This is a genomic window from Variovorax sp. HW608 (assembly GCF_900090195.1).
Taxonomy (GTDB): domain Bacteria; phylum Pseudomonadota; class Gammaproteobacteria; order Burkholderiales; family Burkholderiaceae_C; genus Variovorax.
Map to the genome: position 1 here is coordinate 4,541,053 of NZ_LT607803.1, position 25,014 is coordinate 4,566,066.

General features: G+C 66.0%; 29 protein-coding genes and 1 tRNA gene. 25 read left to right on the forward strand and 5 right to left on the reverse strand.

All coding sequences use genetic code 11. The annotated features are described in order from the left end of the window. Positions 1-4 precede the first annotated feature (4 nt). The 6 genes from hisD to hisA all read left to right on the forward strand — a co-directional run bounded on the left by hisD (position 5) and on the right by hisA (position 4,962). Positions 5-1,321 (forward strand): histidinol dehydrogenase, encoded by a 1,317-nt coding sequence (hisD, locus tag VAR608DRAFT_RS21345; RefSeq protein ID WP_088955878.1) that lies wholly within the window; start codon positions 5-7, stop codon positions 1,319-1,321. Continuing rightward, the gene (locus VAR608DRAFT_RS21350; protein ID WP_088955879.1) at positions 1,321-1,674 is read left to right on the forward strand and encodes a Rap1a/Tai family immunity protein; all 354 of its coding nucleotides are present in this window, start codon (positions 1,321-1,323) and stop codon (positions 1,672-1,674) included. The genes hisD and VAR608DRAFT_RS21350 overlap by 1 nt, the downstream gene beginning before the upstream one ends. Before the next feature lie 5 nt (positions 1,675-1,679). Then, the gene (gene hisC, locus VAR608DRAFT_RS21355) at positions 1,680-2,771 is read left to right on the forward strand and encodes a histidinol-phosphate transaminase (RefSeq protein ID WP_088955880.1); all 1,092 of its coding nucleotides are present in this window, start codon (positions 1,680-1,682) and stop codon (positions 2,769-2,771) included. Next, positions 2,768-3,397 carry an imidazoleglycerol-phosphate dehydratase HisB gene (gene hisB / locus VAR608DRAFT_RS21360; protein ID WP_088955881.1) on the forward strand — a complete coding sequence of 210 codons (630 nt, stop codon included), beginning with the start codon at positions 2,768-2,770 and terminating at the stop codon, positions 3,395-3,397. The genes hisC and hisB overlap by 4 nt, the downstream gene beginning before the upstream one ends. Before the next feature lie 31 nt (positions 3,398-3,428). Further along, the gene (hisH, locus tag VAR608DRAFT_RS21365; protein ID WP_088955882.1) at positions 3,429-4,079 is read left to right on the forward strand and encodes an imidazole glycerol phosphate synthase subunit HisH; all 651 of its coding nucleotides are present in this window, start codon (positions 3,429-3,431) and stop codon (positions 4,077-4,079) included. A 136-nt stretch (positions 4,080-4,215) separates the two neighbouring features. Next, positions 4,216-4,962 carry a 1-(5-phosphoribosyl)-5-[(5-phosphoribosylamino)methylideneamino]imidazole-4-carboxamide isomerase gene (hisA, locus tag VAR608DRAFT_RS21370; protein WP_088955883.1) on the forward strand — a complete coding sequence of 249 codons (747 nt, stop codon included), beginning with the start codon at positions 4,216-4,218 and terminating at the stop codon, positions 4,960-4,962. 13 nt (positions 4,963-4,975) lie between these two features. On the opposite strand, the gene VAR608DRAFT_RS21375 is transcribed toward hisA, so the two are convergent. Both VAR608DRAFT_RS21375 and VAR608DRAFT_RS21380 read right to left on the reverse strand, forming a co-directional pair. Further along, a complete protein-coding gene (locus VAR608DRAFT_RS21375) occupies positions 4,976-5,914 on the reverse strand; it encodes an amino acid ABC transporter substrate-binding protein (protein WP_088955884.1) in 939 nt (312 codons plus the stop codon). Between the two features lie 8 nt (positions 5,915-5,922). Then, positions 5,923-7,230 (reverse strand): dicarboxylate/amino acid:cation symporter, encoded by a 1,308-nt coding sequence (locus VAR608DRAFT_RS21380; protein WP_088955885.1) that lies wholly within the window; start codon positions 7,228-7,230, stop codon positions 5,923-5,925. A gap of 132 nt (positions 7,231-7,362) precedes the next feature. Between VAR608DRAFT_RS21380 and VAR608DRAFT_RS21385 the strand changes: the two genes are divergently transcribed. The 9 genes from VAR608DRAFT_RS21385 to tatC all read left to right on the forward strand — a co-directional run bounded on the left by VAR608DRAFT_RS21385 (position 7,363) and on the right by tatC (position 12,214). Then, positions 7,363-8,205, forward strand: coding sequence for a D-hexose-6-phosphate mutarotase (locus VAR608DRAFT_RS21385; RefSeq protein ID WP_088955886.1), 843 nt, complete (start codon positions 7,363-7,365; stop codon positions 8,203-8,205). Positions 8,206-8,225: 20 nt separating this feature from the next. Then, entirely contained in the window at positions 8,226-9,005 is a 780-nt protein-coding gene (gene hisF, locus VAR608DRAFT_RS21390; protein WP_088955887.1) for an imidazole glycerol phosphate synthase subunit HisF, read from the forward strand. 44 nt (positions 9,006-9,049) lie between these two features. Next, positions 9,050-9,451 (forward strand): phosphoribosyl-AMP cyclohydrolase, encoded by a 402-nt coding sequence (gene hisI, locus VAR608DRAFT_RS21395; protein WP_088955888.1) that lies wholly within the window; start codon positions 9,050-9,052, stop codon positions 9,449-9,451. Continuing rightward, positions 9,448-9,837, forward strand: coding sequence for a phosphoribosyl-ATP diphosphatase (locus VAR608DRAFT_RS21400; RefSeq protein WP_088955889.1), 390 nt, complete (start codon positions 9,448-9,450; stop codon positions 9,835-9,837). The genes hisI and VAR608DRAFT_RS21400 overlap by 4 nt, the downstream gene beginning before the upstream one ends. Before the next feature lie 9 nt (positions 9,838-9,846). Next, positions 9,847-10,236, forward strand: a complete 390-nt coding sequence (locus VAR608DRAFT_RS21405) for a DUF4870 family protein (RefSeq protein WP_088955890.1) — start codon at positions 9,847-9,849, stop codon at positions 10,234-10,236. Then, positions 10,226-10,585: a histidine triad nucleotide-binding protein gene (locus tag VAR608DRAFT_RS21410; RefSeq protein WP_088955891.1), complete on the forward strand. Its 360-nt coding sequence runs from the start codon at positions 10,226-10,228 to the stop codon at positions 10,583-10,585. Before VAR608DRAFT_RS21405 ends, VAR608DRAFT_RS21410 begins: the two co-directional genes overlap by 11 nt. Before the next feature lie 65 nt (positions 10,586-10,650). Continuing rightward, positions 10,651-10,887, forward strand: coding sequence for a Sec-independent protein translocase subunit TatA (gene tatA, locus VAR608DRAFT_RS21415; RefSeq protein WP_088955892.1), 237 nt, complete (start codon positions 10,651-10,653; stop codon positions 10,885-10,887). A gap of 13 nt (positions 10,888-10,900) precedes the next feature. Beyond that, a complete protein-coding gene (gene tatB, locus VAR608DRAFT_RS21420; RefSeq protein WP_088955893.1) occupies positions 10,901-11,359 on the forward strand; it encodes a Sec-independent protein translocase protein TatB in 459 nt (152 codons plus the stop codon). Positions 11,360-11,416: 57 nt separating this feature from the next. Beyond that, entirely contained in the window at positions 11,417-12,214 is a 798-nt protein-coding gene (tatC, locus tag VAR608DRAFT_RS21425) for a twin-arginine translocase subunit TatC (RefSeq protein ID WP_088955894.1), read from the forward strand. 16 nt (positions 12,215-12,230) lie between these two features. Here the strand turns inward: tatC and VAR608DRAFT_RS21430 are convergent, their stop codons facing one another. Further along, positions 12,231-13,391 (reverse strand): S1C family serine protease, encoded by a 1,161-nt coding sequence (locus VAR608DRAFT_RS21430; protein ID WP_088955895.1) that lies wholly within the window; start codon positions 13,389-13,391, stop codon positions 12,231-12,233. Between the two features lie 284 nt (positions 13,392-13,675). Here VAR608DRAFT_RS21430 and VAR608DRAFT_RS21435 point away from each other — a divergent pair, with 284 nt between their 5' ends. The 3 genes from VAR608DRAFT_RS21435 to pdxA are packed head-to-tail and all read left to right on the forward strand — an operon-like array spanning position 13,676 to position 16,844. Next, positions 13,676-15,031 (forward strand): MFS transporter, encoded by a 1,356-nt coding sequence (locus VAR608DRAFT_RS21435; protein ID WP_088955896.1) that lies wholly within the window; start codon positions 13,676-13,678, stop codon positions 15,029-15,031. Next, positions 15,028-15,801 (forward strand): Nif3-like dinuclear metal center hexameric protein, encoded by a 774-nt coding sequence (locus VAR608DRAFT_RS21440; RefSeq protein WP_088955897.1) that lies wholly within the window; start codon positions 15,028-15,030, stop codon positions 15,799-15,801. Before VAR608DRAFT_RS21435 ends, VAR608DRAFT_RS21440 begins: the two co-directional genes overlap by 4 nt. Before the next feature lie 5 nt (positions 15,802-15,806). After that, positions 15,807-16,844 (forward strand): 4-hydroxythreonine-4-phosphate dehydrogenase PdxA, encoded by a 1,038-nt coding sequence (pdxA, locus tag VAR608DRAFT_RS21445; RefSeq protein WP_088955898.1) that lies wholly within the window; start codon positions 15,807-15,809, stop codon positions 16,842-16,844. A gap of 7 nt (positions 16,845-16,851) precedes the next feature. Here the strand turns inward: pdxA and mscL are convergent, their stop codons facing one another. Beyond that, the gene (gene mscL / locus VAR608DRAFT_RS21450) at positions 16,852-17,274 is read right to left on the reverse strand and encodes a large conductance mechanosensitive channel protein MscL (RefSeq protein ID WP_088955899.1); all 423 of its coding nucleotides are present in this window, start codon (positions 17,272-17,274) and stop codon (positions 16,852-16,854) included. A 181-nt stretch (positions 17,275-17,455) separates the two neighbouring features. Between mscL and petA the strand changes: the two genes are divergently transcribed. From petA to VAR608DRAFT_RS21480, 6 genes are all read left to right on the forward strand, one after another. Next, positions 17,456-18,070: a ubiquinol-cytochrome c reductase iron-sulfur subunit gene (petA, locus tag VAR608DRAFT_RS21455; protein ID WP_088955900.1), complete on the forward strand. Its 615-nt coding sequence runs from the start codon at positions 17,456-17,458 to the stop codon at positions 18,068-18,070. Between the two features lie 10 nt (positions 18,071-18,080). Continuing rightward, entirely contained in the window at positions 18,081-19,481 is a 1,401-nt protein-coding gene (locus VAR608DRAFT_RS21460; protein ID WP_088955901.1) for a cytochrome b, read from the forward strand. A 15-nt stretch (positions 19,482-19,496) separates the two neighbouring features. After that, a complete protein-coding gene (locus VAR608DRAFT_RS21465; protein WP_088955902.1) occupies positions 19,497-20,252 on the forward strand; it encodes a cytochrome c1 in 756 nt (251 codons plus the stop codon). Positions 20,253-20,343: 91 nt separating this feature from the next. Then, positions 20,344-20,955 carry a glutathione S-transferase N-terminal domain-containing protein gene (locus VAR608DRAFT_RS21470; protein WP_088955903.1) on the forward strand — a complete coding sequence of 204 codons (612 nt, stop codon included), beginning with the start codon at positions 20,344-20,346 and terminating at the stop codon, positions 20,953-20,955. A gap of 19 nt (positions 20,956-20,974) precedes the next feature. Beyond that, on the forward strand, positions 20,975-21,550 hold the full coding sequence (locus VAR608DRAFT_RS21475; RefSeq protein WP_088955904.1) for a ClpXP protease specificity-enhancing factor: 576 nt from the start codon (positions 20,975-20,977) through the stop codon (positions 21,548-21,550). A gap of 39 nt (positions 21,551-21,589) precedes the next feature. Further along, positions 21,590-21,665, forward strand: a tRNA-Thr gene (locus VAR608DRAFT_RS21480). Between the two features lie 61 nt (positions 21,666-21,726). Here VAR608DRAFT_RS21480 and VAR608DRAFT_RS21485 read toward each other — a convergent pair. Continuing rightward, complete coding sequence (locus VAR608DRAFT_RS21485) at positions 21,727-22,032, reverse strand: hypothetical protein (RefSeq protein ID WP_088955905.1); 306 nt, start codon at positions 22,030-22,032, stop codon at positions 21,727-21,729. A gap of 182 nt (positions 22,033-22,214) precedes the next feature. Between VAR608DRAFT_RS21485 and secA the strand changes: the two genes are divergently transcribed. Continuing rightward, complete coding sequence (secA, locus tag VAR608DRAFT_RS21490; RefSeq protein ID WP_088955906.1) at positions 22,215-24,992, forward strand: preprotein translocase subunit SecA; 2,778 nt, start codon at positions 22,215-22,217, stop codon at positions 24,990-24,992. The last annotated feature ends 22 nt before the right edge of the window (positions 24,993-25,014 follow it).

Consider the following 25,014-nt stretch of genomic DNA (forward strand, 5'->3'; position numbering starts at 1 on the left):
TGCCATGAACCTGAAAGCCACCCCTTCGCGCCTGTCGACCGCTTCGGCCGGTTTCGAGGCCGAATTCAAGGCGCGCCTGCATTGGTCCGCCGAGGCGGACGCGGCCATCGAGCAGGTGGTGGCGGACATCCTCGCGGATGTGCAGCGTCGCGGCGACGAGGCGGTGCTGGCGTACACGCGCCGCTTCGACCGGCTCGAAGCGGCCGGCATGGAGGCGCTCGAACTCAGCGCCGCCGAATTGCGCAGCGCCTTCGAGTCGCTGCCGGCCGAGCAGCGCAACGCGCTCGAAGCCGCGGCAAGCCGGGTGCGCAGCTATCACGAGGCGCAGAAGAAGGCGAGCGGCGAAAGCTGGAGCTACCGCGATGCGGACGGCACGCTGCTGGGCCAGAAGGTCACGCCGCTGGACCGCGTCGGCATCTACGTGCCCGGCGGCAAGGCGGCCTATCCGTCCAGCGTGCTGATGAACGCCATTCCGGCGCATGTCGCGGGCGTGGCCGAGATCATCATGGTCGTGCCGACGCCGGGTGGGGAGAAGAACCCGCTCGTGCTGGCCGCGGCGCACGTGGCCGGCGTGAGCCGCGCCTTCACGATCGGCGGCGCCCAGGCGGTGGCGGCACTCGCGTACGGAACGGCCGCGATCCCGGCGGTCGACAAGATCACCGGCCCCGGCAATGCCTATGTGGCCGCCGCCAAGCGCCGGGTGTTCGGCACGGTCGGCATCGACATGATCGCGGGGCCGAGCGAGATCCTGGTGCTGGCCGACGGCACGACGCCGCCCGATTGGGTCGCGATGGACCTCTTCAGCCAGGCCGAGCACGACGAGCTCGCGCAGAGCATCCTGCTGTGTCCGGATGCCGCCTACATCGAGCGGGTTCAGCAGGAGATCGACCGGCTCCTGCCCGCCATGCCGCGCGCGGAGATCATCGCGGCCTCGCTGAACGGGCGTGGTGCACTGATCCAGACCCGCAGCATGGAAGAGGCCTGCGAGATCAGCAACCGAATCGCGCCCGAACACCTCGAAGTCAGCAGCCGCGAGCCGCATCGCTGGGAGCCGCTGCTCAGGCACGCGGGCGCCATCTTCCTTGGCGCGTTCACCAGCGAAAGCCTCGGCGACTACTGCGCGGGCCCGAACCACGTGCTGCCGACCAGCGGCACCGCGCGCTTCAGCTCGCCGCTGGGCGTCTACGACTTCCAGAAGCGTTCGAGCCTCATCGAAGTCAGCGAAACCGGCGCCCAGGCCTTGGGGCGCGTGGCCGTGACGCTGGCCGAAGGCGAGGGCCTGACAGCGCACGCGGAAGCGGCGCGAATGCGGATCAAGTGATGTTCTCCCCCAAGCTGCTCGTGTTTGCCGCCTTGGCATTCGCTGCTGCTGGCGCGCAGGCGATGTCCATCCGCGAACTGCGCACCCTCGAATCCAACGAGAAGGACGGCAAGAACTACGCGAACTACTACCTGGTGGGCGTCATGGAGGGTCTGCGTGAAGCCAGCGACGCCGACCAGCGCGCGGGGCTCAAGCCGCATTTCTGCGTCAACGGGCGCAAGCTCGAGCCGGCCATGGCGCGCTCGCTCTTCCAGACCGAACTGACGCGCAACGCCGACAACTACGAGGCCGACATGCCGGTGCAGCTCGTGCTCGCCGCCGCCCTGCGCAACAGCTACCGCTGCTCGCCCTGAACCGAATGACATCCACGATCCAGACGAACCGCGCACTCGACCGCATCCGCGCCGACGTGCAATCGATGCACGCCTACGCCGTCCAGGACGCCCGAGGCATGCTCAAGCTCGACGCCATGGAGAACCCGCACGGCCTGCCGCCGGCGCTGCAGGCCGCGCTCGGCCGGCGCCTGGGCGCGCTCGCGCTGAACCGCTATCCCGGCGCGCGCGGCGCCGATCTGCAGCGCGCCCTGGCCGAATACGCCGCCATGCCGGAAGGCTTCTCGCTGATGCTGGGCAACGGCTCGGACGAGCTGATTTCGCTGCTGGCCATGGCCTGCGATCTGCCGGGTGCGGCCATCCTCGCCCCGGTGCCCGGCTTCGTGATGTACGCGATGAGCGCCCAATTGCAGGGCCTGCGCTTCGTCGGCGTGCCGCTGACGGCGGACTTCGAACTCGACGAAGGCGCGATGCTGGATGCCATCGCGCGCGAGCAGCCCGCGATCGTCTACCTTGCCTATCCGAACAACCCCACGGCCAACCTCTGGGACGATGCGGCGATCGAGCGGATCGTGAAGGCGCAGGGCGAGCAGGGCGGCCTGGTCGTCATCGACGAGGCCTACCAGCCGTTCGCCGCCAAGAGCTACATCGACCGCGTGACGCGCCACGACCATGTTCTGCTGATGCGGACGCTCAGCAAGTTCGGCCTTGCCGGCGTGCGCCTCGGGTACATGATGGGCCCGGCCGCGCTGGTGTCGGAGATCGACAAGGTCCGCCCGCCCTACAACGTCAGCGTGCTGAACTGCGAGTGCGCCCTGTTCGCGCTGGAGCATGCCGACGTGTTCGCCGGGCAGGCGGCGGATATCCGCCGCCAGCGCGCCCGGATCTTCGAGGCCCTCGCGCGGCTGCCCGCCGTGAAGAGCTGGCCGAGCGAGGCGAACATGATCCTGATCCGCGTGCCCGATGCCGCCAGGACCTTCGAGGGCATGAAGGCCGCCGGCGTGCTGGTCAAGAACGTTTCTAAAATGCATCCGTTGCTCGCGAACTGCCTGCGGCTGACCGTCGGGACCGCCGACGAGAATGCGCGGATGATCGCGGCGCTGGAATCCTCACTATGAACACCCCCACGGCCCCCGAAGCAGTCGTCGCCGCTGGCGCGCGAACCGCGTCCGTCACCCGCAACACGGCCGAGACGAAGATCACGGTCCACGTCAACCTGGACGGCAGCGGCAAGGCGAAGCTGTCGACCGGGATCGGCTTCTTCGACCACATGCTCGACCAGATCGCCCGCCACGGCCTCATGGATCTGGAAATCGACTGCCAGGGCGACCTGCACATCGACGGCCACCACACGGTGGAAGACGTCGGCATCACGCTCGGCCAGGCGGTCGCGAAGGCGGTGGGCGACAAGAAGGGCATCCGCCGCTACGGCCATGCCTACGTGCCGCTCGACGAGGCGCTCAGCCGCGTGGTGATCGACTTCTCGGGCCGCCCCGGACTCGTGATGGACGTGCCTTTCACGAGCGGCATGATCGGCACCTTCGACACGCAGCTCACCTCCGAGTTTTTCCACGGTTTCGTCAATCACGCATTCGTCACGCTGCACATCGACAACCTCAAAGGCGTCAATGCGCACCACCAGTGCGAGACGGTGTTCAAGGCCTTCGCCCGCGCGCTGCGCGCGGCGCTGGAGCTCGATCCGCGTTCGGCGGGCGTCATCCCTTCGACCAAGGGATCGCTCTGAACCGGAACCGTTGCTGCACGGAGACTCATCCATGACGAAGAACACTGTGGCCGTGATCGACTACGGCATGGGCAACCTGCGGTCGGTCTCGCAGGCGGTCCAGCATGCGGCGGATCAGGTCGGGGTCGAGGTGTTCGTCACCTCCGATCCGGACGTGGTGCGCCGCGCCACCCGCGTCGTGCTGCCGGGGCAGGGCGCGATGCCCGACTGCATGCGCGAGCTGCGCGATTCGGGCCTTCTGGAGCCTGTGCTCGAAGCGGCGGCGAGCAAGCCGCTGTTCGGCGTCTGCGTCGGCATGCAGATGCTGTTGTCGCACAGCGACGAGGGGCCGACCGAGGGGCTCGGCCTCATCCCGGGCGAGGTCCGGCGCTTCGAACTCGAGGGCCGCAGGCAGCCCGACGGCAGCCGCTACAAGGTCCCGCAGATGGGATGGAACCAGGTCGCGCAGACGCATCCGCACCCCGTGTGGGCCGGGGTGCCCGACCAGAGCTACTTCTATTTCGTGCACAGCTTCTATGCCAAGCCTGCCGATCGCGCGCACAGCGTGGGCGAGGCGGACTATGGCGAGCGCTTTACCGCCGCCGTTGCGCGCGATAATATTTTTGCCACCCAGTTCCACCCCGAGAAGAGCGCCGACCATGGGTTGCAGCTCTATCGAAATTTCCTCCACTGGAATCCTTGAGGCAGCAGACGCATCGACCGACCGGCCCGGACCGCCGATGCGCACGCCGGATTCTGGGTACGATTGCCGCCTTCCACTCCCTCACCCCGCTTAGATTTCCCGCGACTCCATCGCTCGTTCCAAGCAATCCCGCACCATGCTCCTCATTCCTGCGATCGACCTCAAAGATGGCCACTGCGTTCGCCTCAAGCAGGGCGATATGGACCAGTCGACCACGTTCAGCGAAGATCCCGCCGCGATGGCACGCAAGTGGCTGGACGCCGGTGCAAGGCGGCTGCATCTCGTCGACCTGAACGGCGCGTTCGCGGGCAAGCCGCAGAATCACGCGGCGATCAAGGCCATCCTGAGGGAAGTGGGCGATGACATCCCGGTGCAGCTCGGCGGCGGGATTCGCGATCTCGACACCATCGAGCGCTACATCGACGACGGTCTGCGCTACGTGATCATCGGCACCGCCGCGGTCAAGAACCCCGGCTTCCTCAAGGATGCGTGCAGCGCCTTCGGCGGCCACATCATCGTCGGCCTGGACGCCAAGGACGGCAAGGTGGCGACCGACGGCTGGAGCAAGCTGACCGGCCACGAAGTGGCCGATCTCGGCAAGAAGTTCGAGGACTACGGCGTCGAGTCGATCATCTACACCGACATCGGCCGCGACGGCATGCTCTCGGGCATCAACATCGAAGCCACGGTGCGCCTGGCGCAGGCGCTGACCATTCCGGTCATCGCATCGGGCGGGCTGTCGAACATGGCCGACATCGAGAAGCTCTGCGCCATCGAGGACGAGGGCGTCGAAGGCGTGATCTGCGGCCGTGCGATCTATTCGGGCGACCTCGACTTCGCGGCCGCGCAGGCCCGCGCCGACGAACTGGCCGACGCGGCCTGACGCTTCGCCGCGCTCATTCCGAGCGCACGGCCATCGTCTGGATGATGGTCTCGAGCTGGGGGCTCATCGGCAGGTTCAGCGCCGTGCCCGACGGCAGCTTGCGCAGGAACCAGCGCTTGTACTGCCGCTCGATCTCGCCGTCCTCCGCCAGATCGTGGAAGGTGTCGTTCACGACCCGCGTCATCTGCGGATCGTCCTTCCGGTACATCACGCCATACGGGTCGTACGAAAGGAATTCGCCCACGACCTCGTAGCTGCTTTCGCCGCCGCTCCCGCCCCGGTCCTGCGCGATCAGGCCGTAGAGCAGCACGTCATCGGTCGCGAACGCCTCGGCCTTGCCGGACTTCACGAGCGCGAAAGACTCGGCGTGGTCGCGCGAGGCCAGCAGGTTCATGCCGATCCTGAAGCGCGCGGCGATGTCGCGCATGGTCTTCTCGTTGGTCGTGCCGCTGGTGACCGCGACGGCGCGGCCGCCCAGGTCCCGGAACGACCGGATCGGCGAGTCCTTGCGCACCAGGAGCTTGGTGCCCGAGACGAAGATCGTCGGCGAGAACGCGACCCGCTTCTGCCGCTCCAGGTTGCTGGTGGTCGAGCCGCATTCGAGGTCCACCTGTCCGCTGACCACCGCATCGATGCGCGATTCCGCGGTCACCGGCACCCATTTCGTCGCCAGCGTCTTGTGCACCGCGTCGCTCATGGCTTCCACCAGCGCCTTGCACAGCTCGATGGAATAGCCGATCGGCTCGTTGCGCGGCGACAGGAACGAGAACGGGATCGACGATTCGCGGTAGCCGATGGTCACGGCGCCCGCGTCGCGCACCTTCGCCAGCGTGCCGGTGAGCGCGGCGGGCGTTGTCGGCGTCGGCTCGGTCTGCGCCGAGGCCTGCGGCACGAAGCCGGCGAGGCCCATCCACAGGGCCGCGATGGCCGGCAGCATCCGCACGAGCGTCATGATGGGCCTCAGGCGTGCATCGGGTGGGCGAGCGTGGCCGCGCTCTCCGCGTCCATGGAGCGCGCGTTGGCGTCGGCCTCGGTCTCGGTCAGCAGCTCGCCTTCCCACTTGGCGACCACCGCGGTGGCGATCGAATTGCCCACCGCGTTGGTGGCCGAGCGGCCCATGTCCAGGAAGGTGTCCACGCCGAGGATCAGCAGCAGCCCGGCCTCCGGGATGTTGAACTGGTTCAGCGTCGCCGCGATCACCACCAGCGAGGCGCGCGGCACGCCGGCCATGCCCTTGGAGGTCAGCATCAGGATCAGCAGCATCGTGATCTGGGTGCCGATCGTGAGAGGGATGTCGTAGGCCTGCGCGATGAAGAGCACCGCGAAGGTGCAGTACATCATCGAGCCGTCGAGGTTGAAGGAATAGCCCATCGGCATCACGAAGCTCGAGATCTTGCGCTTGACGCCGAAGCGGTCGAGCGCCACCAGGATCTTCGGGTACGCCGCCTCCGAGCTCGCGGTGGCGAACGACAGCAGGAAGGGCTCGCGGATGTACTGCAGCAGCTTCACGATGCGCGGGCCGAGGAACACGAACCCGGCCAAGGCCAAGAGGCTCCACAGCAGGAAGAGGCTCAGATAGAAGCCGCCCATGAACACCGCGAACTTGATCAGGATATCGAGGCCGTTGACCGCCACCGTCGCAGCCATGGCCGCCAGCACCGCGAGCGGCGCCAACTTCATCACGTAGCCGGTGATCTTGAGCATGGCGTGCGACAGCTCGTCGATCGAGGCGACCAGCGTCTTGCCCTTGTCGCCGAGCGAGGCCAGGGCGACGCCGAAGAACATCGAGAACACCACGATCTGCAGGATCTCGTTGTTCGCGAGCGCCTCCACGAAGGATCTCGGCACCATGTGGGAGATGAAATCCTTCAGCGTGAACTTGGCAGTCGCGAGGTTCGCCGAGGCGCCGATGTCGGGCAGCGGCAACCCCAGGTTGTGTCCCGGCTGCAGCAGGTTGGCCATGACGAGGCCCAGCACCAGCGAGACCAGCGACGCGGTGATGAACCACGCCAGTGCCTTGCCGAACACCCGCCCCACCGATGCGGCGTCGCCCATGTGCGCGATGCCCACCACCAGCGTGGAGAACACCAGCGGGCCGATCAGCATCTTGATGAGCCGCAGGAACACGTCCGAGACGATCGAGATGTAGCCCGCGATCTCCGCCGCCGTCCGCTTGTTGGGGAAATTCACGAAGACCATGTAACCCACGATGATCCCGATCACCATCGCGATCAGGATCCAGGCGGCGGGCGGCAGCTTTTTTCTCATGGGTTCTCCTGGTGACGGGACCGGCGAGTCGCTCCTGGCCGACGACCGCCTCCGCGAGCGTCTGCCGATGAGATTTCAAGCGAAAACAGCGCCGGCCGCAATCCCGGCGCGGGCCAAACCTAAAATCGGGCCATGTCCGTCCAAACGTCGATCTTTCGCGGCCAGCCGGTGGTGCGCTTCGCGCTGTCCGGCGGCGACAGCTGCATGGTGGCGCTGCACGGCGCGCATGTGCTGTCCTGGATGACGGCCGACGGCGTCGAGCGGCTCTACCTGAGCCCCGACGCGCGCTTCGACGGCCAGAGTGCCATCCGCGGCGGCGTGCCGATCTGCTGGCCGCAGTTCAACATGCGCGGCCCCCTGCCCAAGCACGGCTTCGTGCGCAATGTCGCCTGGCAGGCGGAAGCCGTCGAGGTGAACGGCAGGCACGCGACCGCCACCCTCGCGCTGCACGACGACGCCGCGACGCGGGCGATCTGGCCGCATTCGTTCCGGGCGCGTCTCGTCGTCACGCTGGAGCCGCATTCGCTGCGGCTGGCGCTCGCGATCGGCAACACCGGCAGCGGGCCGTGGTCGTTCGCCGCGGCGCTTCATTCCTATCTGCGCGTCGACGACGTCACGGCGGCCCGGCTCGAGGGCCTGCAAGGCGCCAACCGCTGGGACGCGGTGCGCGACGACCGCCATGTGGATGTGGCGCCGGCGCTTCGCTTCGGCAGCGAATTCGATAGCGTCTATGCGTCCCCCGCGCAGCCGCTGCGCCTCGTTCAGCCGTCCGGCACGCTCGAAATCGCCCAGAGCGCGAGCTGCACAGAAACCGTGGTGTGGAACCCCGGTCCGGCCTTGAGCGCCAAGCTCGACGACCTGCCGGACGACGGCTGGCGCCACATGCTGTGCGTCGAGGCCGCGCGCATCGACGAGTCCGTTCTGCTGGCGCCCGGTGCGCAGTGGCAGTGCTGGCAGCAGCTCACCGTCTCCTGAATCCTTGTCCTGAATCTCCCATGCTTGCCAAACGCATCATTCCCTGCCTCGACGTCACCGGCGGCCGTGTCGTCAAGGGCGTCAATTTCGTCGAACTGCGGGACGCCGGCGACCCGGTCGAAATCGCTGCCCGCTACAACGCTCAGGGCGCCGACGAACTCACCTTCCTCGACATCACGGCGACCAGCGACGACCGGGACCTGATCCTGCCCATCATCGAGGCGGTCGCCTCGCAGGTGTTCATTCCGCTGACCGTCGGCGGCGGCGTGCGGACGGTCGCGGACGTGCGCCGGCTGCTGAATGCCGGGGCGGACAAGACCAGCTTCAATTCGGCCGCGATCGCCAATCCGCAGGTGATCGAGGACGCGTCCCGCAAGTACGGTGCGCAGTGCATCGTGGTGGCCATCGACGCCAAGCGCCGCAGTGCCGAGGACGCGGCGACGCGCGGGCCGGGCTGGGACGTCTACAGCCACGGCGGCCGCAAGAACACCGGCCTCGATGCGGTGCAGTGGGCGGTCGAGATGGCCCGCCGCGGCGCCGGCGAGATCCTGCTCACCAGCATGGACCGCGACGGCACCAAGAGCGGCTTCGACCTCGAGCTCACCCGGGCGGTGAGCGATGCGGTCAGCGTCCCCGTGATCGCTTCCGGCGGCGTCGGCAGCCTGGCGCATCTGGCGGACGGCATCCAGATCGGCGGCGCGGATGCGGTGCTCGCGGCCAGCATCTTCCACTACGGCGAATTCACCGTCGGCGAAGCCAAGGCGCAGATGGCTGCGCGCGGCATTCCCGTGCGGCAGTAACCGACTGCCGGCGGTGTGGCCTCTATTGCACCGACAATAGGCGAATGGACTGGTTGGACGAAGTGAAGTGGGACGCGAACGGCCTCGTGCCGGTCATCGCGCAGGAACGCGGCAGCAACGACGTGCTGATGTTCGCCTGGATGAATCGCGAGGCGCTGGCCAAGACCGCGGAGACCGGCCGTGCCGTGTATTTCAGCCGGTCGCGCGCCAGGCTCTGGTTCAAGGGCGAGGAGTCGGGCCACGTCCAGACCGTGCACGAGATCCGGCTCGACTGCGACAACGATGTCGTGCTGCTCAAGGTCACGCAGCAGGGCCACGAGCCGGGCATTGCCTGCCATACCGGCCGTCACAGCTGCTTTTTCAGCAAGTACGAGAATGGCCGCTGGGTCGTGACCGAACCGGTCCTGAAAGACCCCGCATCGATCTACACACCGACTCCAAGATGAGCACCGACACCCCAGGGCGGAATGCCGAGGACGCGCTGGCGCGTCTCGCCGCCGTCATCGAAAGCCGCCTGCCTGCGCGCGGCGGCGACCCCGAGAAGAGCTATGTTGCCCGGCTGCTGCACCGCGGCCCGGATGCGTTCCTCAAGAAGATCGGCGAGGAAGCGACCGAGGTCGTCATGGCCGCGAAAGACGCCGACCATGGCGGCGATCGCACGAAACTGGTGAACGAAGTCGCCGATTTGTGGTTCCACAGCATGATCGCCCTCGCGCACTACGGCTTTGCGCCGAGCGACGTGGTGGCGGAACTCGAGCGCCGCGAAGGCACCAGCGGGATCGAGGAAAAGGCCCTGCGCAAGGCGCAGGTGCGCGAAGCTTCGAACGATTGAGAGGACACCATGCCCAACGACATCGTCACCGTGGACCCTGATGACTCGCTCAAGACCTGGGGCTGGGTCAGCTACATCCTGCACCTGGTGGTGGCCGTGGGCGCCGTGCTGCCGGGCGCCCAGGCCTCGATCGGGCTTTTGCTGATCGCGCTCATCGTCGACCTGGTCAAGCGCGACGATGCCGCCGGCACCTGGCAGGCGTCGCATTTCAGCTGGCGCATCCGCTCCGTGCTCTGGGCCGGCCTGCTGTATGTGCTGACCTCCTGGCTGTGGCTGCTGTTTCTGGTGCCGGGCTGGGCTGCCTGGGCACTCATTTCCCTCTGGTTCCTCTATCGCATCGTCAAGGGGATGGTGCGAATGAATGCGGGCCGATCCATGGAGCCGTCCGATGTCCTCTGACCCCCACTGCGTCTTCTGCAAGATCATCGAAGGGAAGATTCCTTCCCGCAAGGTCTACGAGGACGAGGAGCTTGTCGCCTTCCATGACATCGCGCCGTGGGCGCCGGTGCACTTCATGATCGTGCCCAAGCGCCACGTTCCCTCGATGGCCCAGGTCACTTCGGACGATGCCGCGCTGCTCGGACGGATCATGACGCTGGCTCCGAAACTGGCGATCGAGCAGGGCTGCAGGCCGTATCCGGAGGGCGGTTTCCGCATCGTGGTCAATACCGGTGCCGAAGCCGGCCAGGAAGTCCACCATCTGCATGTCCACGTCATGGGCGGTCCGCGTCCCTGGCTCAGAGGTTGATATCCGCCTTGTCGGGCGGCATTTGCGCGCCGACTAAAATTGTTCACATTCTTCAGGAGTAATCCATGGGCTCACTTTCCATCTGGCACTGGCTGATCGTGCTGCTGGTCGTCGTGATGATTTTCGGCACCAAGAAGCTTCGCAACATCGGGTCCGACCTCGGCGGCGCCGTCAAGGGTTTCAAGGACGGCATGAAGGACGGCTCGGCCCCCGAAACGCCGCCGGCGCCGAACGCGCAGGTCACCAACAACGCGGCGGCCGACAAGTCGACGATCGACGTCGAAGCGCGCCAGAAGTCCTGAGCGACAGCCGTCCGTGATCGATCTCGGCATCTCGAAGCTTGCGCTGATCGGCGCCATTGCGCTGATCGTTCTCGGGCCGGAAAAGCTCCCGCGGGTGGCGCGCACGGTCGGCACCTTGCTCGGCAAGGCGCAGCGCTACGTGAACGACGTCAAGGCCGAGGTCAATCGCTCGATGGACCTCGACGAGCTGCGCAGGATGAAGGACACGGTGCAGGATGCCGCCCGCGAGGTCGAGCACAGCATCCAGTCCGGCGCGAGCGAGCTCGAAAAGCAGTTCGCCGATGTCGGCCAGTCGTTCTCCGAATCTGTCGAGGCAGCGCCGGTCTACCCCGAGTACAAGCATCCGCGCAAGAACTGGCGCCTGAAGCAGGGCGCCACGCCGCAGTGGTACAAGGCCCGCAACGGTGTGCGCACCAAGGCGCTTTCAGGCGCGGCGCGCGTGGCGCGCTACCGCCCCCACAAGATCAACTAGCTCCGGCGGCGATCCGCTCGCGCCCCGCGCGTCCCGAGTTCCCGACCGCGCCCCCACATGGCTGACCCCACAGACAAGAACAAAGAAGACGAACTGGCTGGCACGGAACAGCCCTTCGTCCAACACCTGATGGAGCTGCGGGACCGCCTGCTCTATTGCATCTATGGTCTTGCGGTCGCCGGCGTGCTGCTCGCCATCTGGCCGGGGCCGAGCGGCCTGATCGACCTGATCGCGGTGCCGATCCGCGCCCACATGCCGCACGACGCGAAGCTGATCGCCATCGGCGTCTTCTCGCCCTTCTTCGTGCCGCTGAAGGTGCTGCTGATGACGGCGGTGCTGCTGGCGCTGCCCTGGCTCATGTACCAGTGCTGGATGTTCGTGGCGCCGGGGCTCTACAGCCACGAAAAGCGGTTCGCGCTGCCGCTGATCATCTTCGGCAGCCTGCTGGCCTATGCCGGCATTGCCTTCGTGCAGTTCTTCGTGCTGGACAAGATGTTCGGCTTCATCCAGAGATTCACGCCCGCGGCGGTCGCGGCCACGCCCGACATCGCGTCCTACGTGGAGGCGATCCTGTCGCTCTACATCGCCTTCGGTGTGGCGTTCCAGGTGCCGATCGTGGTGATGCTGCTGGTGCGCTTCGACATGGTCACGATCGAGAAGCTGCGCTCCTTCCGTGGCTATTTCATCGTCGTCGCGTTCGTCGTCGCGGCGGTGCTCACGCCGCCGGACGTCGTTTCGCAACTGGCGCTCGCCATCCCGATGTGCCTGCTGTACGAGGTCGGCATCGTCGGGGCGCGCTACTTCACCAAGTACAGCAAGGCGCCCGAAGAGAGCGCCGATTCCGCCCAGTCCTGAGCGGATCCCCGGGCCGTTATTCGCTGTCCGGCGCGCGCCGGATCTGCGATTTCGGCCGTGAACCCGGCGTGACGTCCAGTTCCAGCTTGTCGCCGCCGCGCTGCAGCGCGAAGCGCGTGGCACTGCCCGGCTTGAGTCCGGCGACGGCCGTCAGCAGTTCCTGAACATTGCCGATGTTCTTGTCGCCGACGCCGGTGATGACGTCGCCGGGACGCACCCCGGCCTTGGCCGCGGGGCCGTTCTGCAGCACGCCGGTGATGATGACGCCGGTACGGGCCTTCACGCCGAAGGTCTCCGCCAGTTCCGGCGAAAGATCGTTCGGTTCCACCCCGATCCAGCCGCGCGTGACCCGGCCGGACTTCACGATGTCCTCCAGCACCTGCTTGGCCGTCGAGACTGGAATGGCGAACCCGATCCCCATGCTGCCGCCCGAGCGGGAAAAGATCGCGGTGTTGATTCCCTCGAGATTCCCGTAGACGTCGATCAGCGCGCCGCCCGAATTGCCGGGGTTGATCGCGGCATCGGTCTGGATGAAGTTCTCGAAGGTGTTGATGCCGAGCTTGTTGCGGCCGAGCGCCGACACGATGCCGCTCGTGACAGTCTGGCCGACGCCGAACGGATTGCCGATGGCGAGTACCTGGTCGCCGACCTGCAGCGCGTCGGAGTTGCCCAGCACGACCACGGGCAGCTTGTCGAGCTCGATCTTGAGGACCGCGAGGTCGGTCTCGGGGTCCGTGCCGATCACCTTGCCGCGCGCGTGGCGGCCGTCGTTGAGCGTGACGTCGATCTCGTCCGCGCCGTCCACGACATGGTTGTTGGTCAGGATGTAGCCCTCGCCACTGACGATCACGCCGCTGCCGAGGCCGACCTGGGGCTGGTCCGTGCCCTGGTCGCCGAAGAAGAAGCGGAACCAGGGATCGCTGTTGCGCGGATTGAGCTGGGCCGCCTTGCTGGTGTTGATGCTCACCACGGCCGGGGAGGCCTTCTTCGCCGCGGCGCTCAGGCTGCCCGGCGCGGCGGCCAGGGGATTGGCCGGCGGTGCCTCGACGACCGAGACCACGCCGCCGAGCGAACTCGCCCTCTTGTCGAGCCATTCGGGTTTGAGCGTTGCGACCACGAAATAGGCCGCAAGAAGGACGGTGACGGCCTGTGAGAACAGCAGCCAGGTGCGTTTCATGAAAGAGCTGAAGAACGATGAAAACGGTGCCCCGCGTGGGCGCCAAAGAATTCGATTGTCCACCAGTCGCTAGCTCGGGCTGGCAGGCGTGGGTAGGGGCTTCATCCCTACGGACGGCAAGAAATAAGGGTAAACCCTAAAATCGAGGCGCTTGCAGCCGGGCGCCCTACAGGGATTTCTTCGGCGCGGCGCGCGCAAGACCCTGCAGCGAGAAGCCGCATCCGCAAGACCCCAGGCCTCGGTCCGCCGAGGGTCGCTTTTCCCGGTTTCTCTTTCGTCTGCCCATGACTGCACAAGCCTTCGTCGAAGGCGCTTCGGCGCCCTCCGCGCGCGCCTCTTCGGCGCGCACTCTCGATGCCCGCGACTACAAGACGCTGGCGCTGTCGGCGCTCGGTGGCACGCTCGAGTTCTACGACTTCGTCATCTACGTCTTCTTCGCCTCGGTGCTGGGGGCGCTTTTCTTCCCGGCCGACATGCCGGACTGGCTGCGCCAGCTTCAGACCTTCGGCATCTTCGCCGCCGGCTATCTGGCCCGGCCGATCGGCGGCGTCGTGATCGCGCATTTCGGCGACAAGCTCGGCCGCAAGCGCATGTTCTCCCTCTCGATCTTCCTGATGGCGGCGCCGACGCTGGTCATCGGTCTGCTGCCGACCTACGCGAGCATCGGTGTGGCGGCGCCGCTGCTGCTGCTCGCGATGCGGGTGCTGCAGGGCGCGGCGATCGGCGGCGAGATGCCCGGCGCCTGGGTGTTCGTGGCCGAGCACGTGCCGGCACGCCGCTACGGGTTCGGTGTCGGCACGCTCACCTCGGGCATCACGGGCGGCATCCTGCTGGGATCGCTGGTCGCGGTGGCCATCAACAGGCACTATTCGCCGGCCGAGGTGTCGGGCTTTGCCTGGCGGATCCCGTTCATCCTCGGCGGGGTGTTCGGACTGGTGTCGGTCTACCTGCGGCGCTTCCTTCACGAGACGCCGGTCTTCCGGGAGCTGGCGGACCGCCGCAGCGTCGCGCGCGAACTGCCGCTCAAGACGGTGCTGCGCGAACATCGCGGCGCCAGTGTGCTCGTCGCCTTGCTGACCTGGGTGTTGTCGGCGGCGATCGTGGTGGTGGCGCTGTACACGCCCACCTACCTGCAGAAGGTTCACCATGTGCCCGCGACGCTCGCGCTCGAAGCGAACGCGGTCGCCACGCTGATGCTGTCGCTCGGCTGCATCCTCGTGGGTTGGGCGACGGACCGTATCGGCACGCGCGCAGTCATGCTGATCGGCTGGGGTGGCCTTTTCGTCACCACGTACCTGTTCTACACGAGCCTGCCCGGCACGCCGGCTTCGCTCGTGTGGCACTACGGGCTGGTGGGCCTCTTCGTCGGCACCGTCGCCACGGTGCCGATCGTCGGTGTGCGCGCCTTTCCGGCACCGGTGCGCTTCACCGGGCTCTCGTTCGCCTACAACATGTCGTATGCGGTTTTCGGCGGCCTGACGCCGGTCATCCTCACGCTGTGGCTCGCGAAGGACCCGATGGCGCCGGCGCACTACGTCGGCCTGCTGGCGGTGCTGGGCTTCGCGCTCGGCCTGTCGCCCCTGGCGGCGCGCGGCCATGCGATGCGGGCCGCGCCGGCCCGGGCCACAATGGCGCAATGAGTACGACCCGCCACGAACTCCTTCACGCATTCGATCTGCTGCTCGCTCCCGAGCGATTCAAGGACTACGGACCGAACGGCCTGCAGGTCGAAGGCCGCACCACGGTCCGCAAGATCGTTTCCGGCGTCACCGCGAGCCGCGCGCTCATCGAGGCCGCCATCCACGCCGAGGCCGATGCGATCTTCGTTCACCACGGCCTGTTCTGGCGCGGACAGGACGGCCGTGTGACGGGGTGGATGCGGCAGCGCCTGGGCTTGCTGCTCGGCGACGACGTCAACCTGTTCGCCTATCACCTGCCGCTGGATGCGCATCCGGATCTCGGCAACAACGCGCAGCTTGGCGCCAGACTGGGCCTCGCCGCCCATGCCGGATCCGCAGGCCGATTCGGCGAGCAGGAACTGGGCTTTCTCGGTGCCCGAAGCAATGGCGAGACCTTTGCCAATGCGAAGGCCCTGGCAACGCACGTCGAGAAGGCGCTCGGGAAGCCGGTCACGCTCGTCGAGGGCGCCGCACGCCCGATCAGGAACGTCGCGTGGTGCACGGGCGGCGCGCAGGGCTATTTCGAGGCCGCGATTGCCGCCGGGGCGGATGCCTTCATCACCGGCGAGATCTCCGAACCGCAGGTCCACTATGCGCGCGAGATGGGCGTCGCCTTCCTGGCCTGCGGGCACCATGCGACCGAGCGCTACGGTGCGCCGGCGGTTGCGGGCCATGTGGCGCAGCAACTGGGGCTGGCGCACGAATTCATCGACATCGACAACCCCGCCTGAGTACCGTGTCGCTTCCCATTGCCGTCACCCTGGGTGACCCTGCAGGCATCGGTCCCGAGATCATCGTCAAGGCGTTCCGGGATGCGGGCGAGGCCATGCGCGGATGCTTCGTTGCGGGGGATGTCGGCCTCGTCCGGCGTGCCGCGGGGCGGCTCGCGGCGCCCGGCGCCCTCGCATTGCCTGTTGCCGAGATCGAATCGCTTGCGGAGGTGGCCGGCATCCCTCCGAACTGCGTGCCGGTGCTGCAGGTCGTGCAGAAGGCCGAAGCGTCCATTCCGCTCGGCGAGGTCAGCGCCCCGGCGGGGCGCATTGCCGGCGATTGCGTGGTCTGGGCCGCCCGCGCGGCGCTGCACGGCGAGATCGCGGCCATCGTGACCGCGCCATTGCACAAGGAAGCCCTCGCCGCAGCCGGGTTCAGCTTCCCGGGTCATACCGAACTGCTCCAGTCCGAGGCGGCCGCCTACCTCGGCCGCCCGGTTTCCGAGGTGCCGGTGCGGATGATGCTCGCCAACGACGAGTTGCGCACGGTCCTCGTGAGCATTCACGTGTCGCTGCGCGCAGCCATCGAGGCGGTGAGCTTCGACGGCGTCCTGGAGACGCTGCGGATCACGCAGCGCTCGTTGACCGCCGTGCTCGGCAGGCCGCCGAGGATCGGTGTCGCGGGCCTCAATCCTCATGCGGGGGAGGGGGGTCTCTTCGGCACCGAGGAGCGGGACATCATCGCGCCGGCGATCGCCGCGGCGCGCAACGAGGGCATCGATGCGGACGGGCCGCATGCGCCGGACACCGTCTTCATGCGCGCGCGGACCGGAGCGTTCGACGTGGTGGTCGCGATGTATCACGACCAGGGGCTGATCCCGGTGAAGTACCTCGGTGTGGAGAAGGGCGTCAATGTGACGCTCGGCTTGCCGCTCGTGCGGACGAGCCCCGATCACGGCACCGCGTTCGATATCGCGGGGACCGGACGCGCCGATGCGTCGAGCCTCATCGAGGCGGTTCGCATGGCGCGATCGCTTTCACGCGAGGCGGCGAAAGCGCACTGAGCGGCGCTCAGCGCTGCTTGAGGCTGTCCCGGATCTCGCGCAGCAACACGGTGTCTTCCGGTGTTGCCGGTGGCGGTGCTTCTTGCGTCTTCCGCAGCCGGTTGATTTGCTTGACCATCAGGAAAATGATGAAGGCAAGAATCAGGAAGTTGACCGCGACGGTGATGAAATTGCCATAAGCCAGCACCGGCACGTTGGCCTTCTTCAGTTCCACCAGCGCGTCGCCCACATTGGCCGGCTTGGGCCCGAGGAGGATATAGAGATTCGAGAAATCGAGCTTGCCGAACACGAGCCCGACGATCGGCATGATGATGTCGCCCACCAAGGACTCGACGATCTTGCCGAAGGCAGCACCGATGATCACGCCGACCGCGAGGTCGATCACGTTGCCCTTGACGGCAAATTCACGAAACTCCTTGAGAAAGCTCATGTCGGGTACCTCATGTCCGGAATTGCGAAACGCCGGCCAGTATAGGGGTGCGTTTGACGTGGATTAATACGAAGGCAATGTGTCGCTTACGCGCGTCTCGCTGCATTGAATTCGCGATTTACGCTCCGCTACAATCGTTGGTTGACCCCAAGACCTTAGCGAAGAACATTGAGGATCCCCCATGAGTGATAGCGCAGCCGGCCACGCCCGGGTTGACACTAGCAAGCGGACGTGGTTGATCGCATCGGGTTGTGCAGGAGCGGTGGGCGGAGTGGCTGTCGCCGTGCCGTTCGTCAGCACTTTCCAGCCATCCGAAAGAGCCAAGGCTGCCGGAGCTCCGGTGGAAGTCGACATCGGCGGCCTCCAGGCGGGCGAGAAGATGACGGTCGAATGGCGCGGCAAGCCCGTGTGGATCCTCAAGCGCACGCCCGAGCAGATCGCCGAACTGTCCAAGCTCGATCCGCTGCTCGCCGATCCGCAATCCAAGCGCAATCCGGACGAGTTCACTCCCCCGTACGCGCGCAACGAGCATCGCTCGATCAAGCCCGAAATCCTGGTGGTCGTCGGGATCTGCACCCATCTCGGGTGCTCTCCGACCGACAAGTTCCAGGCGGGTCCCCAGCCGTCGCTGCCCGATGACTGGAAAGGCGGCTTCCTCTGCCCCTGTCACGGCTCGACCTTCGATCTCGCGGCCCGGGTCTTCAAGAACAAGCCCGCGCCGGACAATCTGCCAGTCCCTCCCCACATGTACCTCTCCGACACCCGCCTGCTGATCGGCGAAGACAAGAAGGCTTGAGGAGAACGACATGGCTGACTTCAAGGAAATCTCCCCGAACGCGCCGGCAGGCGAGAAGCTCCTCAACTGGGTCGACAACCGCTTCCCGCTGACCAAGCTCTGGGAGGACCAGTGGGGCAAGTACTACGCGCCCAAGAACTTCAACATCTGGTACATCTTCGGCTCGCTCGCGATGCTGGTCCTCGTGATCCAGATCGTGACCGGCATCTTCCTGGTGATGCACTACAAGCCCGACGCGGCGCTGGCCTTCGCGTCGGTCGAGTACATCATGCGCGACGTGCCCTGGGGCTGGCTGATCCGCTACATGCACTCCACGGGCGCTTCGGCGTTCTTCATCGTGGTGTACCTGCACATGTTCCGCGGGCTCATGTACGGCAGCTATCGCAAGCCGCGCGAACTCGTCTGGATCTTCGGTTGCGCGATCTTCCTTTGCCTGATGGCCGAGGCGTTCATGGGCTATCTGCTGCCGTGGGGCCAGATGAGCTACTGGGGCGCGCAGGTGATCGTCAACCTGTTCTCCGCGATCCCGTTCATCGGTCCGGATCTCGCGATCCTGATCCGCGGCGACTACGTGGTGAGCGATGCGACCCTCAACCGCTTCTTCAGCTTCCACGTCATCGCGGTGCCGCTGGTGCTGCTGGGTCTCGTGGTCGCGCATCTGATCGCGCTGCACGAAGTGGGCTCGAACAACCCCGACGGCATCGAGATCAAGGCCAACCGCGGCCCCGACGGCCATCCGGTGGACGGCATCCCTTCGCACCCTTACTACACGGTGCACGACATCCTCGGCACGGTGGTGTTCCTCACGATCTTCTCGGCGGTGATCTTCTTCGCGCCCGAGGCCGGCGGCTACTTCCTCGAGTACAACAACTTCATTCCCGCCGACTCGCTGAAGACGCCGAATCACATCGCGCCGGTGTGGTACTTCACGCCGTTCTATTCGATGCTTCGGGCGATCACGAGCGAAATGGTGTACGTGCTCATCGCCTGCGTGGTGGCCGGGGCGGGCTTCGGTGTCTGGAAGGCGCGCATCCCTTCGATCTTCAAGGGCGCCATCGCCGTGGTTGCCGTGGCCGTGATCGCCACGATGCTCAACACCGATGCCAAGTTCTGGGGCGTGATCATCATGGGCGGCGCCGTCATCATCCTGTTCTTCCTGCCGTGGCTGGATCACAGCCCCGTGAAGTCGATCCGCTACCGTCCGGGCTGGCACAAGTACCTGTACGGCGTCTTCGTGATCAACTTCGTGGTGCTCGCCTACCTCGGCGTGCAGCCGCCGTCGCCCGTCGGCGAGCGCGTGTCGCAGGTCGGGACGCTGTTCTACTTCGGCTTCTTCCTGCTGATGCCATGGTGGAGCCGTCTGGGCGAATTCAAGCCGGTCCCTGAGCGCGTGACCTTCGCAGCCCACTGACCGGAGAAAACAAGAATGAAGAAACTGATCCTCACGCTGATCGCGGCGCTTGGTTTCGTGGCCGGCGCCCATGCCGCGGAAGGCGGCATCCCCTGGGACAAGGCGCCGAACCGCACGACCGACCTGGCGGCGCTGCAGAACGGTGCGAAGCTTTTCGTCAACTACTGCCTCAACTGCCATTCGGCGGCGTTCATGCGCTACAACCGGCTGCAGGACCTCGGCATCACCGAGCAGCAGATCAAGGACAACCTTCTCTTCACGACCGACAAGGTCGGTGAGACCATGAAGGCCAACATCGATCCGCGCCAGGCGAAGGAGTGGTTCGGTGGCATTCCGCCCGACCTGACGCTGGTCGCCCGGTCTCGCGCCGGCCACGGCGGCAGCGGTGCGGACTACCTCTACACCTACCTGCGCACCTTCTACCGCGACGACACGAAGGCCACGGGCTGGAACAACCTGGCCTTCCCGAGCGTCGCGATGCCGCACGTGCTGTGGGAACTGCAGGGCGAGCGCCGGCCCATTTTCGACAAGGTCGAGTCGCACGACCACGAAGTCGAGGTGTTCAAGGGCTGGGAGCAGATCACGCCCGGAACCATGACGCCGGTCCAGTACGACCAGGCCGTGGGCGACCTCGTCAGCTACATGCAATGGATGGCCGAGCCGGCGCAGAACACGCGCGTCCGCGTGGGCGTCTGGGTGCTGCTGTTCCTTGTCATGGCAGTGGTTTTTGTTTGGCGCTTGAATGCCGCGTACTGGAAAGACGTCAAGTAACGCCATGCCGATCGGGTGCCCCGTGCGCCTGGTCCCGCAGAGTGGGTTGCGTACGCGACCCACTCTTTTTGATTTTTAGGAGCCTTTCGCCATGATGGTCTTGTATTCGGGAACGACCTGCCCTTTTTCTCATCGCTGCCGTTTCGTGTTGTTCGAGAAGGGCATGGATTTCGAGATTCGCGACGTCGATCTCTACAACAAGCCGGAAGACATCAGCGTGATGAATCCGTACGGACAGGTGCCGATCCTCGTCGAGCGCGACCTGATCCTGTACGAGTCGAACATCATCAACGAGTACATCGACGAGCGCTTCCCGCACCCGCAACTGATGCCGGGCGATCCGGTCGACCGCGCGCGCGTGCGCCTGTTCCTGCTCAACTTCGAGAAGGAGCTCTTCGTGCACGTCTCCACGCTCGAGAACCGCAGCTCCAAGGGCAATGAAAAGGCCCTCGAAAAGGCCCGTTCGCACATCCGCGACCGCCTGACGCAGCTCGCGCCCGTGTTCCTCAAGAACAAGTACATGCTGGGCGACAATTTCTCGATGCTCGACGTCGCGATCGCCCCCTTGCTCTGGCGCCTGGATTACTACGGCATCGACCTCAGCAAGAACGCGGCGCCGCTTTTGAAGTACGCTGAGCGAATCTTTTCCCGTCCGGCCTACATCGAAGCACTGACCCCGTCCGAAAAGGTCATGCGGAAGTGAAACGCTGGCGCAGCCGGTCATGATCAACGCGCTCGAATCGTCCTCGACCCGCCCGTATCTCATTCGGGCGCTCTATGAATGGTGCACCGACAACGGCTTCACGCCGTATGTCGCGGTGCAGGTCGACGACTCGGTCCAGGTCCCGCGCGAGTACGTCAAGAACGGCGAGATCGTGCTGAACATCAGCTTCGATGCGACGAGTTCGCTGAACCTCGGCAACGAGTTCATCGAATTCAAGGCGCGTTTCGCGGGCACGGCCCGGGAGATCATCGTGCCGGTCAGCCGCGTGATCGCGATCTATGCGCGCGAGAACGGGCAGGGGATGGCGTTTCCCGCGCCGGTGCCGGTCCAGCCGCCCGAAGGCGCTCCGGCAGCCGCGGCGCCGGTGCCTGCGCCCCTGGCCGCCCCGCCGCGTGCGCCGCTGCGCGACGCCACGCGGGGCGCGGAAGGCGATCCCGGACGCGTCGTCCACCTCGTCACCGGCGAGGGGCCCGAGGAAACCGTGGAGGCCGGCCCTCTGCCAACCCATCCGGAAGATCCGCCCAGGCCGCCCGCGGGAGGGGGGTCCCGCCCCTCGCTGAAGCGCATCAAGTGAGATTTCCGCGAACCTCGGCTCGCTAGAATCCCATACTTCGCCGCTTTAGCTCAGTTGGTAGAGCAACCGCCTTGTAAGCGGTAGGTCGTCAGTTCGATTCCGACAAGCGGCACCAATCCAGGCCCCGGGCAGCTCTGCTGTCCGGGGCTTTCCCATTGCCGGGTTGCCGAGCGCCGTCAGCTTCGCGCCTGGACCTTGATGCGCAGCGTCGCGACATGCCACCCCCGGGCCTTGAGGCGCGACTGGAATGCCGGAGCCAACTGACGCAGCTTGGCGGCGGCCGCGTTGCCGGTGACGAGCATGCACCAGACGTCGTCTTCCGCGGGGCCCGCCTTGACGCTGGGACGCAGCTCCGGGGGGATCAGATCCTGGATGGCCGCGAGTCTTTCAGACGCGTCGCGCGCCCGCGCCGTGAGGCTCGCGAGGGTCGGCGACCCCTCGGTGGCCTGGAACACGGTGACGGCGTTGAAGCGGCTCTTCATGGGGGTGGTCTGCAATCAGGGGATCAAACAAGAGGGCTAAAATGCGCGGTTTGCCGGCAATCGCGCGGGCCGATTGGCTTGCAGCTTGTATTGTGGCAAAGCGCGCCCAAGTTCCTTCTCGTCTACCTTAGGGATTTCGGTCGAGGCATCCGCATGCAGCGAGTGTGCTTCGATCTCCATTCATGGCCACCAACTTCCTGACTCAAATTTTCGGCAGTCGCAACGATCGCCTTCTGAAGCAGTATCGCAAGACGGTCGAACGCATCAACTCGCTGGAGCCGTCGTTCGAGAAGCTGGACGAAGCCGCGCTCCGCGCCAAGACCCAGGAGTACAAGGACCGCGTCGCCAAGGGCGAATCGCTCGATTCGCTGCTGCCGGAGGCTTTTGCCGCGGTGCGCGAGGCATCGAAGCGGGTCATGAAGATGCGCCACTTCGACGTCCAGTTGCTGGGCGGCATGGCGCTGCACTACGGCAAGATTTCCGAAATGCGCACCGGCGAGGGCAAGACGCTGACCGCGACGCTGCCGGTCTATCTCAACGCGCTCACCGGCAAGGGCGTGCATGTGGTGACGGTCAACGACTACCTCGCCAGCCGCGACGCCACCTGGATGGGGCGCCTCTACAACTATCTCGGCCTGTCGGTCGGCATCAACCTGCCGCAGATGCCGCGCGAGGAAAAGCAGCAGGCCTACGGCAGCGACATCACCTACGGCACGAACAACGAATACGGCTTCGACTACCTGCGCGACAACATGGTGTACGAGCCCGGCGACCGGGTCCAGCGCGGGCTGAACTACGCCATCGTCGACGAGGTGGACTCGATCCTGATCGACGAGGCGCGCACCCCGCTGATCATCAGCGGACAGGCCGAGGACCACACCGACCTCTATCTGGCGATCAACAAGGTCGTGCCGCTGCTCGTGCGCCAGGAGGGCGAAGCCGATCCGCGCACCGGCGAGGGCGTCACCAAGCCCGGCGACTTCACGGTCGACGAGAAGACCCACCAGGTGTTCCTGACCGAGGACGGCCATGAAAAGGCCGAACAGGTCCTGACCGAATTCAAGCTGTTGCCCGAAGGCGCGTCGCTCTACGACCCGGCCAACATCACGCTGATGCACCACCTGAACGCAGCGCTGCGGGCGAAGCACCTCTACCACCGCGACCAGCACTACGTGGTCCAGCAGGGCGAGGTGATCATCGTGGACGAGTTCACCGGCCGCCTGATGACCGGCCGGCGCTGGAGCGACGGCCTGCATCAGGCCGTCGAGGCCAAGGAAGGCGTCGAGATCCAGTCCGAGAACCAGACCCTCGCCTCGATCACCTTCCAGAACTATTTCCGGCTCTACACCGGCCTTGCGGGCATGACCGGCACGGCCGACACCGAAGCCTACGAGTTCCAGGAGATCTACGGCCTGGAGACCGTGATCATTCCGCCGAACCGGCCGAGCAAGCGCGAGGACCAGCTCGACCGCGTCTACAAGACCACGCGCGAGAAATACGAAGCGGCCATCCAGGACATCCGCGAATGCAATGAGCGGGGCCAGCCGGTGCTCGTCGGAACCTCGTCGATCGAGAACTCCGAGATCATCTCGGCCCTGCTGCAGAAGGCCGACTTGCCGCACCAGGTGCTCAACGCCAAGCAGCATGCGCGCGAAGCCGAGATCGTGGCCCAGGCCGGCCGTGCCAAGATGATCACGATCGCGACCAACATGGCGGGTCGCGGTACCGACATCGTGCTGGGCGGCAATGTCGAGAAGACCATCGAGGCGGTCGAAGCCGACGAGGCGGCCGATCCCGCGGCCAGGGCGGCGGAGGTCGCCCGGCTGCGTGCCCAGTGGGACAAGGACCATGAATTCGTCAAGTCCGTCGGCGGCTTGCGCATCATCGCCACCGAGCGCCACGAATCGCGGCGCATCGACAACCAGCTTCGCGGCCGTTCCGGCCGTCAGGGCGACCCGGGCTCTTCGCGTTTCTACCTGAGCCTGGACGACCCGCTGATGCGCATCTTCGCCGGCGACCGCGTGAAGGCCATCATGGACCGCCTCAAGATGCCCGACGGCGAGGCGATCGAGGCCGGCATCGTCACGCGCAGCATCGAGAGCGCGCAGCGAAAGGTCGAAGCGCGCAACTTCGACATCCGCAAGCAGCTGCTCGAGTACGACGACGTCTCCAACGATCAGCGCAAGGTCATCTACCAGCAGCGCAACGACATCCTCGACGCCGGCGACCTGACCGCGCAGATCGAGGCGCTGCGCGAAGGCTGCTTCAACGACCTGGTGCGCCAGTACGTGCCCGCCGAATCGGTCGAGGAGCAGTGGGATCTCGCCGGTCTCGAAAAGGTGCTCGCGGACGACTGGCAGATCGACCTGCCGCTGCGCAAGGAGGTCGAGGCCGCCAGTGCGGTCGGTGACGAGGACGTGGTCGAGAAAGTGGGCGCCGCGGCCAACGAAGCATTCAGCGGCAAGGTCGCGTTGATCGGCCAGGAGAACTTCACGCAGTTCGAGCGCATGGTGCTGCTGCAAAGCATCGATACGCACTGGCGCGAGCATCTGGCCTCGCTGGACTACCTGCGTCAGGGCATCCATCTGCGCGGCTATGCGCAGAAGCAGCCGAAGCAGGAATACAAGCGCGAAGCCTTCGAGCTTTTCGGCCAGCTGCTCGACTCCGTGAAGAACGAGGTCACCCGCCAGCTGATGACGGTCCGCGTGCAATCGAGCGAGCAGCTCGAGCAGGCCGCCGAAGCCATGGAAAGCCGTGGCGAGAACCTGTCGAACATCACCTACAGCGCACCGACCGAGACCGGCGAGGTCGAGGTTCGCGTGGACGAAGAAAGCGTCAACCGCCAGGCCGCGAGCGGCCTGAGCATCGGGGCGGCGGCCTTCGCGCGCGTGGGCCGCAACGATCCTTGCCCATGCGGCAGTGGCAAGAAGTTCAAGCACTGCCACGGCAAGCTCACTTGATATCGATCAGCAGGACATCGCC